The organism is Streptomyces sp. NPDC059917 (genome assembly GCF_042730635.1).
GTDB lineage: Bacteria > Actinomycetota > Actinomycetes > Streptomycetales > Streptomycetaceae > Streptomyces.
Window position 1 is genome coordinate 127116 of record NZ_JBHWLC010000011.1, and the last position, 16208, is coordinate 143323.

Genomic DNA, 16208 nt, shown 5'->3' on the forward strand with positions numbered 1-16208 from the left:
CGGGCATGTGTGAATCCTGGGGGTGGACGTCCTGGCGGAGCTGGCGTTCTCGGCGAGCGACCTGGCGCAGGTGCGCTTCGCCGTCTCGCCGATGTGGCAGGTCGCGACCAGCTTCCGGCTGCTGACCGGCCGCGCCGGCGCCTCCCCGGTGCACCGGCCGTGGATCGAGCAGGTCCGGCCCCGGGTGGTGGCCGCCGGGCTGGACCGGGGCCGGCTCGCGGAGCTGCTCCCGCCGACGGGCTTCTTCCCGTACTTCCTCACCCCCGCCCCCACCGGGCCCGCCCCGGCGCTGGCCGACGAGCTGGCCGCGATCCGGGCCACCGGCCCCGACCGGGTCCGCCGCGACCTCGACCACCTCGCCCACCACCAGGGGCCGCCCGGGCCCCGGCTGCGGTCCCTGCACCACGATCCGCGGGCCCGGCTCGCCCGCGTCACCCAGGAGATCGACGCGTACTGGGAGTTGGCGCTGGCCCCCTACTGGGCGCGGATCCGCGCGGTGCTCGACACCGACGTCCTGTACCGCGCCCGCCAGGTCGCCGCGCACGGCGCCGGTCGGGTCCTGGACGACCTGCACGCCTCGGTGCGGTGGGACGGCAACGCGCTCCACCTGGTCCGGCGCAGCAGGCCCATGCCCCGCGCCACGACCGGCCCGGGGCTGCTGCTGGTCCCCTCGGCCTTCACCGGGCCGCGGCTGCTGACGACCCAGGTCCCGCCCGATCCGCCGCAGCTCGCCTACCCCGCGCGCGGGGCGGGCACCTTGTGGGCGCCGGGGCCCGGCGCCGACCCGGAAGCGCTGAGCGCCGTACTCGGGCGCTCCCGGACGCTGTTGCTGACCGAGCTGGACACCCCGGCCTCCACCACGCAACTGGCCCACCGCACCGGGCTGTCCCCGGCCGGGGTGTCCCAGTACCTGACCGCGCTGCGGCGGGCCGGTCTGGTCAGCGCGCACCGGGCCGGCCGCTCGGTCCTCTACGCCCGCACGGCCGCCGCCGACACCCTGCTCCGGGCGGCTTCGGCCGCTCAGGCGTCCGGGGCCGCCACTCCGCAGTAACCGGCGAAGGCGGCCAGGATCTCGTCCTCGGAGATCCGGCCGTCGCCGTCCGCGTCCAGGGCCGCCGCCACGCCTTCCGCCAGTTCCGGTGCGGTCCCCAGCACGCGCAGCACCCGCGCCGCGGCGGAGGGGGTGGTGCCCGCGCCGCCCTCGCCGTCCGCCGCCACCGCGATCACCGCGTGCAGGAAGGGGCGGGCGATCTCCGCGAACCGCCGTGGGTTGTCCCGCAGTCGTTTGGCCGCCCCGGTGATGAACTCCTCGCGGGTCACCCGCTGGTCACCGTCCACGTCGGCGATCCCGGCCATGCCCTGCCAGAAGGCCTCGGCGCCGTTGAAGACGGCCTGGCCCTTGTCCGAGCGGGCCGTGGTGCCGAATTCGGCCAGCACGGACTTCGCGGCCGCGCTGAAGTCCTCGCGGTCGATATAGCCGTTGCCGTCCTGGTCGAAAGTGGCGAATCGGGCGGCGATCTTGCGCTCGTACTCTGCGCTGTCCATATTCGGCTTCCGCCTTCACATGTGCGGTGGGGTTCAGATCAAGACAGGCGGAAGCGTAAGCCCTCGGTGGCCTGCGCGTTAAGCGAAGTCGGCAAGCAGGTGGCCGCATCGAACCCGCGCACGGGAAGCGCGACGGGGCGCGTACAGATGTGCCCATGACGCAGCGTCGGGTCCCATATCACGGAGGGTGGGGTTCCGGGGCGGACTTGCCCCGAAACAGGCGCACGAGGCCATGTGCCCACTACATTCAAGGAGTCGACACATGGCTGGGGGCACCATGCCGAAGGACGCACCACCCCGCTGGGACCGCAGGATGCAGCAGCGGCTCGCGCGCGGCGAGGCCGCCGCGCTCGGAGAGCTGTACGACCGTTTCGCCTCGCTCGTCCACAGCCTCGCGCACCGCGTCCTGCGCGACGAGAAGGCGGCCGACCGCATCACCCGCGAGGTGTTCGGCTACATCTGGGAGAATCCGGACGCCTACGACCCCAAGCAGGGCTCCATGCGCTCCTGGGTCGCCCGGATCACCCAGGGCCAGGCCGTGGCCCGGCTGCGCCAGGCCGAGTTGGGCCGCGGCTCCCGCGAGGAGCTGGAACAGAAGGTCCGCCGCGCCAACGCCGCCGCCCGCGCCGACTACATCGTCACCTCCATGCCCGCCCCACTGCGGGCCGCGCTGGAGCTGGCCTACTTCAAGCGGCGCGACTACCGGCAGGCCGCCGCCGACCTCCAGATCAGCGAGGACGAGGCGCGGCGGCGGCTGAGACTCGGCCTCCAGCTCCTGTCGACCGCCAACAACCTGCCGCAGGAAGACCTCTCCCCGCCCGGATACGGAAGCACCCGATGAACGGCCGCGCCGAGTCACATGACGACGAGTACGAAGGCCGGGGAGAGCGCTCCGGTACCAGTGCCTGGATACCCGGTCCGCGCGACGCCGCCGACGACTGGGAACGGCTGCCCACGGCGCTGGCGCCCCTGCCGCCGGTCCCTGCGGCGACCCCGCCCGTCGACGAACCCGAACCCGCGCCCTCGCCCTCGCCCGAACCTCCGGCACCGGTCGCGCCGATGCCCCCGCCCACGCACGCCGTGCTGAAGTCCCTCCTCGGCGCCTGGGCGTTGGCCGCGTGCTCGCCGGAGGAGACCCAGGCCGTCGAGGACCACCTCACCGAGTGCGCGCCCTGCGCCGACGAGGCGCTGCGGCTGCGCGACGCGGTCGGCCTGCTGCGGCCCGAGGAGAGCCTCGACCTCAAGCCGCTGCTGCGGTCGCGGGTGCTGGAGGACTGCCTGGGCAAGCGGCCCGCGCGGATCCCGGTGCCGGGGTGGGCGAGCCCGTACGACACCGAGACGGCGCGGCTCGACGCGCTGCTGCGGGACTTCGGTGACGCGGAGTGGCACACGCCGGTGCGGTTGAAGTGGTTCGAGGACGAGGGCCAGCAGTCCCGGCGGACGACGGTGGCCGGGGTGATCGGGCACCTGCTGTCGGTCGACGGCCTGATCGCGGCGGCGCTCGGGCTGGACGACCCGCTGGGGCCCGACGCGCCGTCGGGGGCGGTGCGGCGCACCGAGCACTTCTGGACCTCCTCGCCGCACCCGGTCACCCGGCAGGTCCGCGAGCCGTGGCGGGAGCAGGGCCACACGCTGGTGCGGACCGTGTCCTTCGCCGGGCACGGGGTCGCGGAGCTGGCCGTGGGGTACGGGGACTTCGCGCTGCCGCTCGGTGACGCGTTCCTGGAGCGGGCCTTCGAGTGCTGGGTGCACGCGTGGGACATCGCGGACGCGGTGGACTACCCGTACGACCCGCCGTCGGGGCCGCACCTGCACCGCATGATCGACCTGGCCGCGCGGCTGCTCCCGGGCACGCTGGCGGACCGCCGCCGGTCGGGCCTGGCGGCCCCGCCGCGCCGCCTGGTCGCGGCCGGAACCCCCGGGCGCACGCTGCACCTGGAGATCGAGGGCGCGGGCGGGGGCGGCTGGGACATCGCCCTGGACTCACCGGCGGCGGCGACCTCCGCGGAGCACACGGTGGCGGAGATCGCGCTGGACGGCGTCGAGTTCTGCCAGCTGGCCGCGGGCCGGATCTCCCCGGACGACGCGGCCGCCGGCCAACACGGCGACCGCGAAGCCATCCACGACGTCCTCACCGCAGCCGCCTCCTTGAGCCGCCTGTGACTCCGTCGGCAGCCGAACCCAGCCCCGCGGGCGCCCGAGCCGCAGGTCCGGGCCGAGCCCGTGGCGGCCCGCCAGGGCCGTTGTCCCCTGCGGGGCTCCCGGGGCCCCGGCTCAGGCGAAGACGACCGTGCGGGCGCCGTTCAGGAGGACGCGGCGCTCGCTGTGCCATTTGACCGCCCGCGCGAGCGCCTGGCACTCGACGTCCCGCCCGACCGCCACCAGCTGGTCCGGCGTCACCTCGTGGCCGACCCGCTCGACCTCCTGCTCGATGATCGGGCCCTCGTCCAGGTCGGCCGTGACGTAGTGCGCGGTGGCACCGATCAGCTTCACGCCCCGCGCGTGCGCCTGGTGGTACGGCTTCGCGCCCTTGAAGCTCGGCAGGAACGAGTGGTGGATGTTGATGATCCGCCCGCTCAGCGCCTTGCACAGGGTGTCGGACAGCACCTGCATGTACCGGGCCAGGACGACCAGCTCGACGTCCTGCTCCCGGACCAGCTCCAGCAGCTGCGCCTCGGCCGCCGCCTTCGTGTCCTTGGTGACCGGGATGTGCACGAAGGGCACGCCGTACGAGCCGACCAGCTCGGCGAAGTCGGTGTGGTTGGAGACCACGGCCGCGATCTCGACCGGCAGCGCCCCGATCCGCGAGCGGAAGAGCAGGTCGTTCAGGCAGTGCCCGAACTTCGACACCATGAGCACGATCCGCATCCGCTCGTCCGCGCGGTGGATCTGCCAGTCCATCCGGAAGGAGTCGCCGATGGCGGCGAAACTGGCCCGCAGCTTCTCGACCGTCACCGGCGGCGTCGCCGAGAAGTGGACCCGCATGAAGAAGAGGCCCGTGTCGTGGTCGCCGAACTGCTGGCTGTCCTCGATGTTGCAGCCGGTCATGAACAGGTAACTGGACACGGCGTGCACGATGCCCTGCTTATCGGGGCAGGACAGGGTCAGTACGTACTGCTGGGGCTCGCTCTGCTGCGGGTCGTCGCTCATGACCGGCAAGACTTTCACATCCCGGCCCCACCTCGCCTCACGCGGCCCGCGTGATGATCCTCAACACGTCGAGGGAGCGGGGGCGCACGTCGGGGTCCTCCCCGTCGGCCGCCGCCAGCCGTACGTGCGCTTCGCGCGCCGCCCGGACCGCCTCCGGCCAGCCGTGGTGCTCCAGGTAGACGGAGACGGGGGCGTCCGGCCCGACCTGGTGCAGGATCCGCAGCACGCGCAGGACGGCGAGGTCCACGAGGGCCGCCTCCTGGGAGTCGCGGAAGATCGTGCCGACGTACTTCTCGGCGGACCAGCTGTCGAGCCAGGTGTCCTCGACGAGCCGGTAGACGGCGTCGGTGACGTCACCGTAGCCGTCGAGCCCGGCGAGCCAGGTGTCCTCCTGGAAGGCCGGGTCGGAGAGCATGTGCAGGGCCGAACGCACGTTGGTGCGCCAGCGCCACCACGGCATGTCGTTGAGGGGCATGCCGCCCATGGTGGAGGAGCGGCGGCCGCGGCGGGAAGGGTTCTTCGGACCTGGGTCGAATGTCACGCGCTCGATCGTACGTTCCCCCGCGCGCCCGCCTTGCCTGCCCTTGCCCGCCTTGCCCACCAGGGGTCCCCCGGCAATTCACCCGGGCGTCACCCGATGTTGTGTACACCTCACACTTCAGTTCCCCGTGGGCCGGAAGTGTGACGGGTCATGACCGACTGGCGAACAGCACCACGTTCCCGCTACCGCTCCCGCACGCTCCTGACCAGGGCGGTGACCACGGCGGCGAGCACGGTGGCGGGTGCGTGTCTCCTGACCGGCTGTGGCCTGGTCCCCGGAGCCACGGGGGGCTCCGGGGACACCATCACCGTCATGACCTGGGCCCCCGAGGGCACCAAGGCCACCAACATGGGCGGCATGCCCGCCATGGCCAAGACCTACGAGCGTTGGATCAACGCCAAGGGCGGCATCAACGGCCGCAAGCTCCGCGTCCTGACCTGCAACGAGCACAACACCGCCACGGGCGCCGCCGACTGCGCCCGGCAGGCCATCGCCGCCAAGGCCGTGGCCGTCGTGGGCTCGTACAGCCAGTGGGGGCGCGCCTTCATGGCTCCGCTCGAAGCCGAGGGCATCCCCTTCGTCGGCGGTTACGGCGTCTCCGCCGAGGAGTTCCAGAGCACCCTGTCCTACCCCGTCAACGGCGGTCAGCCGGTGCTGCTCGCCGGAGCCGGGCACCAGCTGGGCAAGGCCTGCGAGGACGTGGCGCTCGTACGGCCCGACACCCTCGCCGGCGACTCCATGCCCATCCTCCTCAACGCCGGGTTCAAGGCCGTCAAGCCGCAGCGCGAGGCCGCCGACGTCCGGGCGCCCGAGGACTCCGCCAACTACGGCACCCAGGCGACCGAGGCCCTCACCGAGGCCGGGAAGGGCAAGGACAAGTCGAAGGGGTGCGTGGCCGCCGTCCTCGGCGAGCGCACCGAGACCTTCTTCGACTCCTTCCGCCGACTCGACACCCAGACCAAGAAGCCGCAGCTCTCCTCCGTCCTCGGCAGCGTCAGCCAGTCCCTGGTGGACCGCACCGGCGGCAAGGAGAGCCAGTTCGAGGGCGCCTACGTCACCAGCTGGTACCCGGTGGCGAGCGACCCGCTGTGGCAGCCGATGCGGAAGGTCATCGCCGAGAACGCCTTCGGCGACAACCGGGTCGACCCGGACGACACCGGCACCCAGACCACCTGGATCGCCTACTCCGTCCTGACCGAGGTCGTCAAACGCCTCGGCAAGGACGAGGACGTCACCGGCCGCACGGTCACCCGTGCCCTCAACCACTCGGCGGGGATCAAGACCGGGGGCCTCACCCCCGACCTGAGCTGGCGCTACCAGGACATGCGCGCGGTCGGCGGCTTCCCCCGCATGGCCAACGGCCGGGTCACCTTCCAGATCGTCCAGGACGGCCGGATCGTCGCGCAGCCCGGCGAGAGCACTATGGACATGACCCAGACCCTGGAGGCGGCCCCTCGCGCCAGCTGAACCGCGGCGCGGGCCGCGGGGCGCGCCGCGGGGCGCGCCGCCCGGCCCGCGCTCCGGCTCAGAGGTCGGAGGGGTCCCGCTTCGTGAGGCCGTACTGGGTCGCGATCTTGTTCCACATGCCCGAGGCCGACTCCTTCGCCTTGGTCGCCTCGCCGCTCGCCTTGTCGCCGTTGTTGGCGTTGCCCGTGGACTTGGCCTTGCCGTCCTTGCAGGTCTTGCGGTCGCCGGCGGCCTCGTCCGCCCAGGAGGCGTAGTACTGGTCCGCCGAACCCGACGACTTCCACGCCTTGGTGAGGGCCGCGGTCAGCTTGGCGTGGTCGGGCAGCTTGTCGGTCTTGAGCTCCTGGAGCTTGGTGACCAGCTCTTCGCGCTTGCGGGCCGCGTCGCGCAGGTCCTCGGCCGACTGCGCGAGGTTCTTGCAGGACCTCACGTCGTCCACGGCGCGGATCACCGTGGCCCGGCTGTCGTTGCTGTCCGCGAGCACCTTGTCGAGCTGTACGGCCTGACCGCGCGCCGGATCCACCGGCGCCTCGTCCGCCGGGGGCTTGGCCGAACCGGTACCGGCCGGCTTGCTCGCCGAGACGTCCACCGCCGCCGGGTCGTTGTTCTGCGCCTTGCCGTCGCCCAGCAGGGAACCCACGCCCAGTCCGACCACGGCGAGCGCGAGCACCGAGACCCCGATGACCACGGGCGACACCTTGCGCGCGGGCTCCGGCGGCGGCTGCTGGAAGGGCGCCGGCTGCTGGCGGTGCGGCGGCGGCGGGGGCTGCTGGAAGCCGCTCGTCTGCTGGAGGTGCGCCGGCTGCTGCTGGAAGGGCTGCTGGGGCTGCTGCGGCGGCTTCTGACGGCGCTGCTGGAAGGGCGGCGCGGGCGGCGGGGCCTGGCTGCGCACCGGCTCCTGGACGGGCGGCAGCACCTGGGTCTGCCCCTGGTCGTCGCCTGGGCCCGCGCCGCGGAACAGGCCGTCGAAGACGTCCGGCTGGCCCTGCCCCTGACCGGGGGCCTGGCCGGGCGCCTGGCCCGCCGCGACCGGCGGGATGTACTGCGTCGCCGCCTCGTGCATCCCCGGTCCGGCCGGAACGGGCGGGATGTACTGCGTGGCCGCCTCTCCGTGCACCGGAGCCGCGGGGACCGGCGGGATGTACTGCGTGGCCGCCTCCCCGTAGCCCGGCGCCGGGGCGACCGGCGGGATGTACTGCGTCGCCGCATCGCCGTACGACGCGTCCCCGTAGCCCGCACCGCCGAACGAACCGTCCCCGTACGCCGGAGCGGCGGGGACGGGCGGGATGTACTGCGTGGCCGCATCCCCGTGCGCCGGGGCGCCGAACTGCGGCTCCGGGTGCGCCGGGACCGGCGGTATGTACTGGGTCTCGGCCTCGGGGATCGGCGGGTAGCCGTAGCCGTGCGGGGCGCCCGGGCCCTCGTACCCCGGTCCCAGGACGTGGCCGGGCGGCGGCGCGTCCTGGGGCGGGTGTCCGTATCCGTACTGCGGCGGGGACGGGGGCTGGGGCGTGGATGCTTCGTACACGGGAGGCTGGGTCTCCGCGGGCTGCCGCGAGTCGCCGCCTCGTCCGCCGCTCTGCGTCACCGGGACTCCTTATCCGACCGTCCGACCCTACGGAACAGTCGGTCACGCTACCCCGTCACCCCCCGTGTCCGTCACGCCACCTGTGTCTCCAACCGCGCGCTGAACTCCCGCACCGCCGCTTCCTCCCGGTACGGCTCCAAACGCGACCGGAAGTCGTCGAGGTAGTCCGCGCCCCGGTTCGAGCGCAGGCCGGAGAGCAGGTCGACCGCCTGCGCGGCCGTGTGGCAGCCCTGCTCCACCTCCCGCCGCTGCACCTGCGAGGTCGCCAGCAGCAGCATCCCGATGGCTCGTCTGCGGGCCTTGGTCCGGGGCAGCGCCCGCAAGGCCTCCTCCGCCCGCCGCCCCGCCGCGTCGGCCTGCCCCAGGTCCCGGTGGCAGTGCGCGAGCTCGTCGGCGAGGTAGGCCTGGTCGAAGTGCCGGATCCACACCGGGTCGTCGCCGGACTCCGGCTCGGCCCGCTCCAGCGCGGTCACGGCCCGCGAGGACAGCACCGCCGTGGCCCGGGCGTCGCCCAGCAGCGCGTGCCCGCGCGCCTCGGCCGCGTAGAACATGGCCTCCGCCCGCGGCGTGACCTGCCCGCGCGTGCCCTCCTGCGCGGCCCGGGCCAGCTGCGCGATCTCGCGCGGGTTGCCCAGCTCGGCCGCGAGGTGGCTCATGGACGCGGCCAGCACGTACCCGCCGTAGGCGCGGTCGCCCGCCGCCTGCGCGAGCCGCAGGGCCTGGATGTAGTAGCGCTGGGCGAGCCCGGGCTGGCCCGTGTCCACCGCCATGTAGCCCGCGAGTTCGGTGAGCCGGGCCACCGCCGCGAAGAGCGCGCGGCCCACCGGCTCCCGGTAGGACCCGCCGATCAGCCCGGAGACCACGCTGTTGAGGTAGTGGACGACCACGGGCCGTACGTGCCCGCTGCCGAAGCGGTGGTCGAGGTCCGTGAGGGCGTCGGTGGTGGCCCGCACCGCCTCGACGTCGGACATGCCGACGCGCGAGCCGCCCGTACGGGCCACCTGGGCGTCGGCCCCGGTGATCAGCCAGTCGCGGCTGGGCTCGACGAGGGCGGAGGCGGCCACGGTCGATCCGGACAGGAAGTCGCGGCGGCCCACGTCGCTGCGCCACAGCTCGCAGACCTGCTCGATGGCGCCGATGACGGTCGGCGAGAACTGCAGGCCCACGCCGGAGGCGAGGTTCTTGCCGTTGGCCATGCCGATCTCGTCGATGGTGACGGTCCGGCCGAGCTTGCGGCCCAGGGCCTCGGCGATGATCCCCGGGGCCCGGCCGCGCGGCTGCTGTCCGCGCAGCCAGCGGGCCACGGATGTCTTGTCGTAACGGAGGTCGAGGCCGTGTTCCGCGCCGCACATGTTGACCCGACGAGCGAGGCCGGCGTTGGAGCAGCCGGCTTCCTGGATGAGTGCCTGCAACCGTTCGTTCGGCTGGCGGGCGACGAGAGGCCTGGCTGCCATGAGTAAACCCCCTGCTGGCCGCGGGTGATCGAGCATGTGATCACTTCCCGGCTGATCTGCGAAGAATGCGGAACACCGTCCGGAACGTGGTGAGTCGTACCCAGTCGTGCACTCATACGTCACGCAAGTGGTGGACCGCCGCTCTCCGGTCTGCTGCGAGTTGTCGCTACCCAACCCCCGGCTCCCGGTCCCCTGCGCGCCCCCGCCCGTGCACCGGTGCGCCCCACATGCAGGATCGATGCTCCGTCCACCGGCCGGTTTACGCCCGTAACTCCCGGTGACCGCGGTAGTTGTGCTGATCGTGGAAGAGACCATCGGAGTCACGGAGACCGCGCCCATCCCCCAGCAGCGCGGCGAACTGCTGCTGGACCATGCCGTGCGGTACGCGGAAGAGCGGCACTGGGACGTGTTCGCGGGCACCTGGCTGGAGCCCGGCGACGGCCGCGAGGTCTGCTCCTGCGGGGTCGCGACCTGCGAGAAGCCCGGAGCGCACCCCGGGGTGAAGGAGTGGGCGGCCCTGGCCTCGGGCAGTGCGGTCCGGGTCCGTCAACTGTGGTCGCGCCAGCCCGCCGCGTCGATCCTGCTGCCCACCGGCCGCACCTTCGACGCGATCGAAGTACCCGAGGTCTCCGGCTTCCTGGCCCTCGCGCGGCTGGAACGACTCGGCCTGACCATCGGGCCGGTGACCGCCACCCCGGACCGCCGGATCCAGTTCTTCGTCCTGCCCGGCGCCGGGGCGAAGCTCCCCGACCTGCTGCGCAAGCTGGGGTGGCAGCCCGCCTCCCTCGACCTCGTCGCGCGCGGCGAGGGGGACTACGTCGCCGCCCCGCCCACCCGCTACGGCGGCCGGGGCCAGGTGCAGTGGGTCCGCCGCCCCACCCCGGCGAACCGGTGGCTGCCCGACACCGAGGAGCTGATCGACGTACTGGCCTACGCCTGCGGGCGCGAGGCGGCGGCGGCCCGGGCCCGCCGGGGCTGATCGACGCCAGGTCGGTACATTCAGCCCTACGGCCGTCCCGGCCTGCCCTCGTAAGGTGAACGCGACCAACGGGGACAGAACGAGAGGCAGGGCGCGATGCCGGACCAGGCATTGTCGACGGGGGACACGGCATCGGTAGCCGCCCCCGCCGTACGGGTCGAAGGGCTGTGGAAGCGTTTCGGCGAGCAGATCGCGGTGGCGGGGATCGATCTCGAACTGCCCGCGGGGCAGTTCATCGGTCTCGTCGGACCGAACGGGGCCGGCAAGACCACCACGCTGTCGATGGTGACCGGGCTGCTGCGTCCGGACCAGGGCCGGGTCGAGGTCGCCGGACATGACGTATGGCAGGACCCGGTTCAGGTGAAATCCCGGATCGGCGTGCTGCCGGAGGGGCTGCGCCTCTTCGAGCGGCTGTCCGGTCGGGAACTGCTCGGTTACATGGGCCGGTTGCGCGGGGTCCCGGGACCCGAGACCGACAAGCGCGCGACGCAGCTGCTGGAGGTCCTCGACCTCGCGGGCTCGCAGCACAAGCTGGTCGTGGACTACTCGACCGGCATGCGCAAGAAGATCGGCCTGGCGGCGGCGCTGCTGCACAACCCCGAAGTGCTCTTCCTCGACGAACCGTTCGAGGGGGTGGACCCGGTGTCGGCGCAGACCATCCGCAGGGTGCTGGAACGTTACACCGCGTCCGGAGCCACGGTCGTCTTCTCCTCCCACGTGATGGAGCTCGTCGAGTCGCTGTGCGACTGGGTCGCGGTCATGGCGGGCGGGCAGATCCGCGCCGCGGGCCCGCTCGACGCCGTGCGCGGCAGCGCGCCCAGCCTCCAGCAGGCCTTCCTCGAACTGGTCGGCGCCCAGGGGCTCGACACGGGCGAGTCCCTGGACTGGCTCGGCGGCGGGGCGGGTTCGCGATGAGCGCGGCCGCCGAAGCATCGCTCACGCCGGTCTTCGTCCGGCTCAAGCTGTCCCTGCTGCGCAACGGCCTCAAGGGCTCCTCGAAGCGGAAGGCCGCCTACATCAGCACGCTGGTGCTGGCGCTCGGCGTCGGCGTGCTCCAGATGATCGGTCTGGCCGTACTGCACGGGAACGCGCACGCGGGCACCGTCGTGGTCCTGCTCGCCGCGATCCTGGCCCTGCTCTGGTCCGTGATGCCGCTGTTCTTCCCCACCGGGGACGAGACCCTCGACCCGACCCGGCTCGTGATGCTGCCGCTGCGGCCGCGGCCGCTCGTACGGGCCCTCCTGGCGTCCTCGCTCGTCGGCATCGGGCCGCTCTTCACGCTGTGCCTCGCCGTCGGTTCGGTGACCGCGGTGGCCCAGGGCCCGGCGGGCATCGCCGCCGCCGTGCTCGGCGTGCCGCTGCTGCTGCTCGGCTGCGTCGCCCTGGCGCGGGCCGTGGCCACGGCCAACGTCCGGCTGTTGACCAGCCGCAAGGGCCGCGACCTGGCCGTGCTCAGCGGACTGCTGATCGCGGTCGTCGCCCAGTTCGCCAACTTCGCCAGCCAGCGCCTCTTCCAGGCCGGCGGGCTGGCCGCCCTGGAACCCGTCGAGGCCGTGGTGCGGTGGCTGCCGCCCGCGACGGCCGTCGGCATGGTCGACTCGGCGAGCCGGGGCTCGTACGCCGTGGCCGCCGCCCAGCTCGCGCTGACCGTCGGCGGGATCGGCGCGCTGCTGTGGTTCTGGGAGCGCGGCCTGACGAAGCTGATGGTGACCCCGGACGGCTCCACCATCGGGGCGGCCGACTCGGGCAGGAAGCGCGGCTCCGAGGCGGGCTCCGGCGGCTGGTCCGTGCTCCCGGACGGGCGCACCGGCGCGGTCGTCCAGCGCGCCCTGCGCTACGCCGTCCGCGACCCCAAGACCAAGGCCGCCTGGCTGAGCTCGCTGGCCATCGGCCTGATCATCCCGGTCGCCAACGCGCTCCAGGGGCACGGCTCGGTCTACCTGGCCTGCTTCGGTGCGGGCATGCTGGGCGTCCAGATGTACAACCAGTTCGGGCAGGACACCTCGGCGTTCTGGATGGTCGCCCAGACCATCTCCACCCCGCGCGAGGCCTACGCCGAAATGCGCGCCCGGGCCCTCGCGCTGGCCCTGGTCACCGTCCCGTACACGGTGCTCGTGACCGTGGTGACGGCGGCGATGGTGGGCGACTGGGCCGCCCTGCCGGAGGTCGTCGGGCTCGCGCTGGGGCTACTGGGCGCGATGCTGTGCGCGGGGGCGCTGGCCTCGGCCCGTTTCCCGTACTCCATCCCGACCGACGGCGCGTTCAAGAACGTCGCCCCGGGTCAGGCCGGCCTCGCCTGGATCGGCATCGCCCTCGGCCTGGTCTCCTCGGCCCTGCTGTGCGCGCCGCTGATCGTGCTGGCGGCCTGGTTGCACCTGGCGGACCACCAGGACGCCACCTGGCTGCTGCTCCCGCTGGGCATCGCCTGGGGCGTCCTGGCCACCTGGTCGGGCCTGCGCCTGGCCGCCCCCACGGTCGCCCGCCGCATCCCGGAAATCCTGACCGCGGTCAGCAAGGGCTAGCCCCACCCTCCGGGGCCGCCTCAAACGCCGGCGAGGCTGGATCTTCCAGCCCGTCCGGCGTTTGAGGACCGGGCTCGGACGGAGCCCGGGGGCCCGGTCGCGGCCCGGGCCTCAGGCCGAGGCCGTGACCCCGTCCAGGAACGGCTCCAGCGCCGCCCGCCACGCCCCCGGCTGGTCGTAGTGGAGGTAGTGACCGGCATCGGGGATCTCCGCGTACTGCCCGGCCGGCAGCACCCGCACCATCTCCTGCGCCTCGGCCCGCCCCAACTCCCCGTCCAGGCCCCGCACCACCAGCGTCGGGCAGCGGACCTGCGCCAGCTCCTCCCAGTGCGCGTCGTGCACCCACGTCTCCCGGGCGGTGAGCATCTGCCGGCGGGAGAAGAGCGGGCGCCACCCGTCGGACGCCTGGTGCATCACCTCGGCGAAGAAGGCTCCGCGCCCGGGATCGGGCCGCTCCACCCGGGGATCGTCCTCGCCGAACCAGCGGCGCGCGGCGTCCTGCGTGGGGAAGGGCAGCGGCCAGCGGTGGAACCACTCCTCCCACTCCCGCTGCGAGGCGGCCCCGAGCGCGGAGGCCCGCATGTCGCAGATGACCAGGGCCTCGACGAGGTCGGGGCGGCGGGCGGCGAGCTGCCAGGCGGTGAGGGCGCCCATGGAATGGCCGACGAGGGTGACGGGGGCCAGGCCGAGCTGCTCGACCACGGCTTCGGCATCGGCCACGAAGGCCTCGCGGGCGAAGGCGGTCGGGATGTCCGGACCGTTGGCCAGCCGCTCGCTCTGGCCGTGTCCGCGTTGGTCGAGGGCGACGACGCGGCGCCGCTCGCCGAGCCAGCGGGCGGTACCGGCCCAGTGGAAGGCGCGGCCCATCAGCCCGTGGAGTAACAGGACCCCGGGTCCGGAGCCCGGGCCACAGCCCTCGGCCGGGGCTCCCGGGGCGGAGGGTTCCCGAAACTCCCAGGCCGCTAGGCGTACGCCGTCGGACCCCGTTACATCGAAGCGCTGTACCACCGCAGATGCACCCCCTTCGCTCCCCGCCAGACTATCGAACCCGCATTCGAAGACAGCCTTCTCGACGGCAACACCACTCTTTCGAATGACCTTGCTCAAGGATTGGCCGCCGCTGCCGAGGGGAGATCTTCAACGGGAGGCGGGCCGCTCGGGGAAGACGGTCCGAGGGGATGACCTTGAGAGCTCGGGGCTCCGGGTCAAACAGGGGAGGACCGGTCCCGGCGCCGCGAGGCGCCGGGACCGTCCACACCGCAAGCGTCAGTCCGTACCGGCGGTAGGGACGGTCACCGCTTGGCCACGAACACGTGCGAGGCGACTTCCGCCTCCAGCTCGGCGGCCTCGCCGCCACTGCCGACCAGCACTCCCCCCGGGGACTCGGTGACGCTGACGACCGAACCGGGCTGCACGCCCGCCCGCCGCAGCGTGTACATGAGCTGGGCGTCCGTCTGGATCGGCTCGCCGATCCGGCGCACGACCACGGTCTTGCCGTCGGCGCCCGGGTCCAGCTCCGCCAGGCTCACCATGTTGTCGTCGAGGAAGGGATCGGCCTCGGCCTTCTCGCCCAGCTCCTCCAGCCCGGGGATCGGGTTTCCGTACGGCGACTCGGTCGGGTGGCGCAGCAGCTCCAGCACCCGCCGCTCCACCGCTTCGCTCATCACGTGCTCCCAGCGACAGGCCTCGGCGTGCACCTGCTCCCATTCGAGCCCGATGACGTCGACGAGGAGACACTCGGCCAACCGGTGCTTGCGCATCACGCGCGTGGCCAGCCGCCGCCCCTCCTCCGTCAGCTCCAGGTGCCGGTCGCTGGCGACGGCCACCAGGCCGTCGCGCTCCATGCGTGCCACCGTTTGGCTGACCGTCGGGCCGCTCTGGTCGAGCCGCTCCGCAATTCGGGCGCGCATGGGGACCACGCCTTCCTCTTCCAGCTCGAGGATGGTGCGGAGATACATCTCCGTGGTATCGATCAGTCCGGACATTCGTGCCCCTCGGGATATCGTGCGCTGGCCCTGCACCCAATTCTGACGCATCGGGCCGACAACCGTTCCGTGCTGGAGGTCAAGGCCCGTCCTGGACCGCTCCAAGGGCTTTCGCCCCTGGATTGACGTCGGTATTGACACGCCCTTGGTCCAGACCGCACGGTGAGCGGCGGACACGGACGCACCCCACCTCTGGAAGGGCCCCTCAGCGCATGAGCGAGAGCAAGCTGGCCGGTCAGTTCATCGATGCCGCCATCGGCCTCCTGGAGCGGGTGCGGGACGAGGAAGCGTCGAACATCTCCGAGGCCGGCGCCGTGATCGCCGAGGCGGTCGCGGCCGGGAACCGGCTCTTCGCCTTCGGCGCCGGACATTCCTCCCTCCCCGCCCAGGACGTGGTCTACCGGGCGGGCGGACTCGCCCTGATGAACTTCCTCGCCGTCCCCGGCACCGCGGGGATCGACGTCATGCCCGCGACCCTCGGCAGCGCGCTGGAGCGGGTGGACGGCCTGGCGGGGGCGGTCCTGGACAGCAGCCCGGCCGCGGACGGCGACGTCCTGGTGATCATCTCCCTCTCCGGGCGCAACGCGCTGCCCGTCGAGATGGCGATGAACGCGCGGGCCATCGGGCTCAAGGTGATCGGCGTGACCTCGGTGGCCTACGCGACCGAGACCCGTTCGCGGCACGTCTCGGGCACCTTCCTCAAGGACCACTGCGACATCGTCCTGGACAGCAAGATCGCGGTCGGTGACGCCGAGCTGAGCCTGGCGGGGATCGACGCGCCCTTCGCCCCGGCGTCCACGGTCGTGACCAGCGCGATCATGCAGGCGGTCATGGCCGCAGCGGCGGGCGACCTGGCCGCCCGCGGCGTCGAGCCGCCGCTGCTGCGCTCGGGCAACGTCGACGGCGGGCACGAGTGGAACGGCCGCGTCATGCAGGAGTACGGCGACCGGATCTTCTTCCGCCACTAGGCGGTACCC

At 73.0% G+C, this 16208-nt stretch carries 15 protein-coding genes; 8 read left to right on the top strand and 7 right to left on the bottom strand.

What is annotated here, in order from left to right:
- The first annotated feature begins 22 nt into the window (after positions 1–22).
- Positions 23–1051 (top strand): ArsR family transcriptional regulator, encoded by a 1029-nt coding sequence (locus ACFWAR_RS09780; protein WP_385774921.1) that lies wholly within the window; start codon positions 23–25, stop codon positions 1049–1051.
- Here ACFWAR_RS09780 and ACFWAR_RS09785 read toward each other — a convergent pair.
- Complete coding sequence (locus ACFWAR_RS09785; RefSeq protein ID WP_385774924.1) at positions 1021–1545, bottom strand: EF-hand domain-containing protein; 525 nt, start codon at positions 1543–1545, stop codon at positions 1021–1023. The genes ACFWAR_RS09780 and ACFWAR_RS09785 overlap by 31 nt on opposite strands.
- A gap of 277 nt (positions 1546–1822) precedes the next feature.
- Between ACFWAR_RS09785 and ACFWAR_RS09790 the strand changes: the two genes are divergently transcribed.
- The gene (locus ACFWAR_RS09790) at positions 1823–2386 is read left to right on the top strand and encodes a sigma-70 family RNA polymerase sigma factor (protein WP_385774981.1); all 564 of its coding nucleotides are present in this window, start codon (positions 1823–1825) and stop codon (positions 2384–2386) included.
- On the top strand, positions 2383–3708 hold the full coding sequence (locus tag ACFWAR_RS09795; RefSeq protein ID WP_385774926.1) for a zf-HC2 domain-containing protein: 1326 nt from the start codon (positions 2383–2385) through the stop codon (positions 3706–3708). The genes ACFWAR_RS09790 and ACFWAR_RS09795 overlap by 4 nt, the downstream gene beginning before the upstream one ends.
- A gap of 111 nt (positions 3709–3819) precedes the next feature.
- On the opposite strand, the gene purU is transcribed toward ACFWAR_RS09795, so the two are convergent.
- Both purU and ACFWAR_RS09805 read right to left on the bottom strand, forming a co-directional pair.
- On the bottom strand, positions 3820–4695 hold the full coding sequence (gene purU, locus ACFWAR_RS09800; RefSeq protein WP_385774928.1) for a formyltetrahydrofolate deformylase: 876 nt from the start codon (positions 4693–4695) through the stop codon (positions 3820–3822).
- A 37-nt stretch (positions 4696–4732) separates the two neighbouring features.
- Positions 4733–5179 carry a hypothetical protein gene (locus ACFWAR_RS09805; protein ID WP_354381333.1) on the bottom strand — a complete coding sequence of 149 codons (447 nt, stop codon included), beginning with the start codon at positions 5177–5179 and terminating at the stop codon, positions 4733–4735.
- A 207-nt stretch (positions 5180–5386) separates the two neighbouring features.
- Between ACFWAR_RS09805 and ACFWAR_RS09810 the strand changes: the two genes are divergently transcribed.
- The gene (locus ACFWAR_RS09810; RefSeq protein ID WP_385774930.1) at positions 5387–6703 is read left to right on the top strand and encodes an ABC transporter substrate-binding protein; all 1317 of its coding nucleotides are present in this window, start codon (positions 5387–5389) and stop codon (positions 6701–6703) included.
- A gap of 58 nt (positions 6704–6761) precedes the next feature.
- Here ACFWAR_RS09810 and ACFWAR_RS09815 read toward each other — a convergent pair whose 3' ends face one another.
- Positions 6762–8291, bottom strand: coding sequence for a hypothetical protein (locus tag ACFWAR_RS09815; RefSeq protein ID WP_385774932.1), 1530 nt, complete (start codon positions 8289–8291; stop codon positions 6762–6764).
- Between the two features lie 71 nt (positions 8292–8362).
- Entirely contained in the window at positions 8363–9745 is a 1383-nt protein-coding gene (locus tag ACFWAR_RS09820) for a transcriptional regulator (protein WP_354381314.1), read from the bottom strand.
- Between the two features lie 292 nt (positions 9746–10037).
- Here ACFWAR_RS09820 and ACFWAR_RS09825 point away from each other — a divergent pair, with 292 nt between their 5' ends.
- From ACFWAR_RS09825 to ACFWAR_RS09835, 3 genes are all read left to right on the top strand, one after another.
- Positions 10038–10724 carry a bifunctional DNA primase/polymerase gene (locus tag ACFWAR_RS09825; RefSeq protein WP_354381332.1) on the top strand — a complete coding sequence of 229 codons (687 nt, stop codon included), beginning with the start codon at positions 10038–10040 and terminating at the stop codon, positions 10722–10724.
- 96 nt (positions 10725–10820) lie between these two features.
- Positions 10821–11639 carry an ABC transporter ATP-binding protein gene (locus ACFWAR_RS09830; protein WP_385774934.1) on the top strand — a complete coding sequence of 273 codons (819 nt, stop codon included), beginning with the start codon at positions 10821–10823 and terminating at the stop codon, positions 11637–11639.
- The gene (locus ACFWAR_RS09835; protein WP_385774936.1) at positions 11636–13246 is read left to right on the top strand and encodes a transporter; all 1611 of its coding nucleotides are present in this window, start codon (positions 11636–11638) and stop codon (positions 13244–13246) included. The genes ACFWAR_RS09830 and ACFWAR_RS09835 overlap by 4 nt, the downstream gene beginning before the upstream one ends.
- A gap of 111 nt (positions 13247–13357) precedes the next feature.
- Here the strand turns inward: ACFWAR_RS09835 and ACFWAR_RS09840 are convergent, their stop codons facing one another.
- Both ACFWAR_RS09840 and ACFWAR_RS09845 read right to left on the bottom strand, forming a co-directional pair.
- Positions 13358–14254 carry an alpha/beta fold hydrolase gene (locus ACFWAR_RS09840; RefSeq protein WP_385774938.1) on the bottom strand — a complete coding sequence of 299 codons (897 nt, stop codon included), beginning with the start codon at positions 14252–14254 and terminating at the stop codon, positions 13358–13360.
- Positions 14255–14538: 284 nt separating this feature from the next.
- Positions 14539–15231 carry a metal-dependent transcriptional regulator gene (locus tag ACFWAR_RS09845; RefSeq protein WP_354381309.1) on the bottom strand — a complete coding sequence of 231 codons (693 nt, stop codon included), beginning with the start codon at positions 15229–15231 and terminating at the stop codon, positions 14539–14541.
- Positions 15232–15443: 212 nt separating this feature from the next.
- On the opposite strand from ACFWAR_RS09845, the gene ACFWAR_RS09850 reads away from it, so the two are divergent.
- Positions 15444–16199 (top strand): SIS domain-containing protein, encoded by a 756-nt coding sequence (locus tag ACFWAR_RS09850; RefSeq protein WP_385774940.1) that lies wholly within the window; start codon positions 15444–15446, stop codon positions 16197–16199.
- Positions 16200–16208 lie beyond the last annotated feature (9 nt).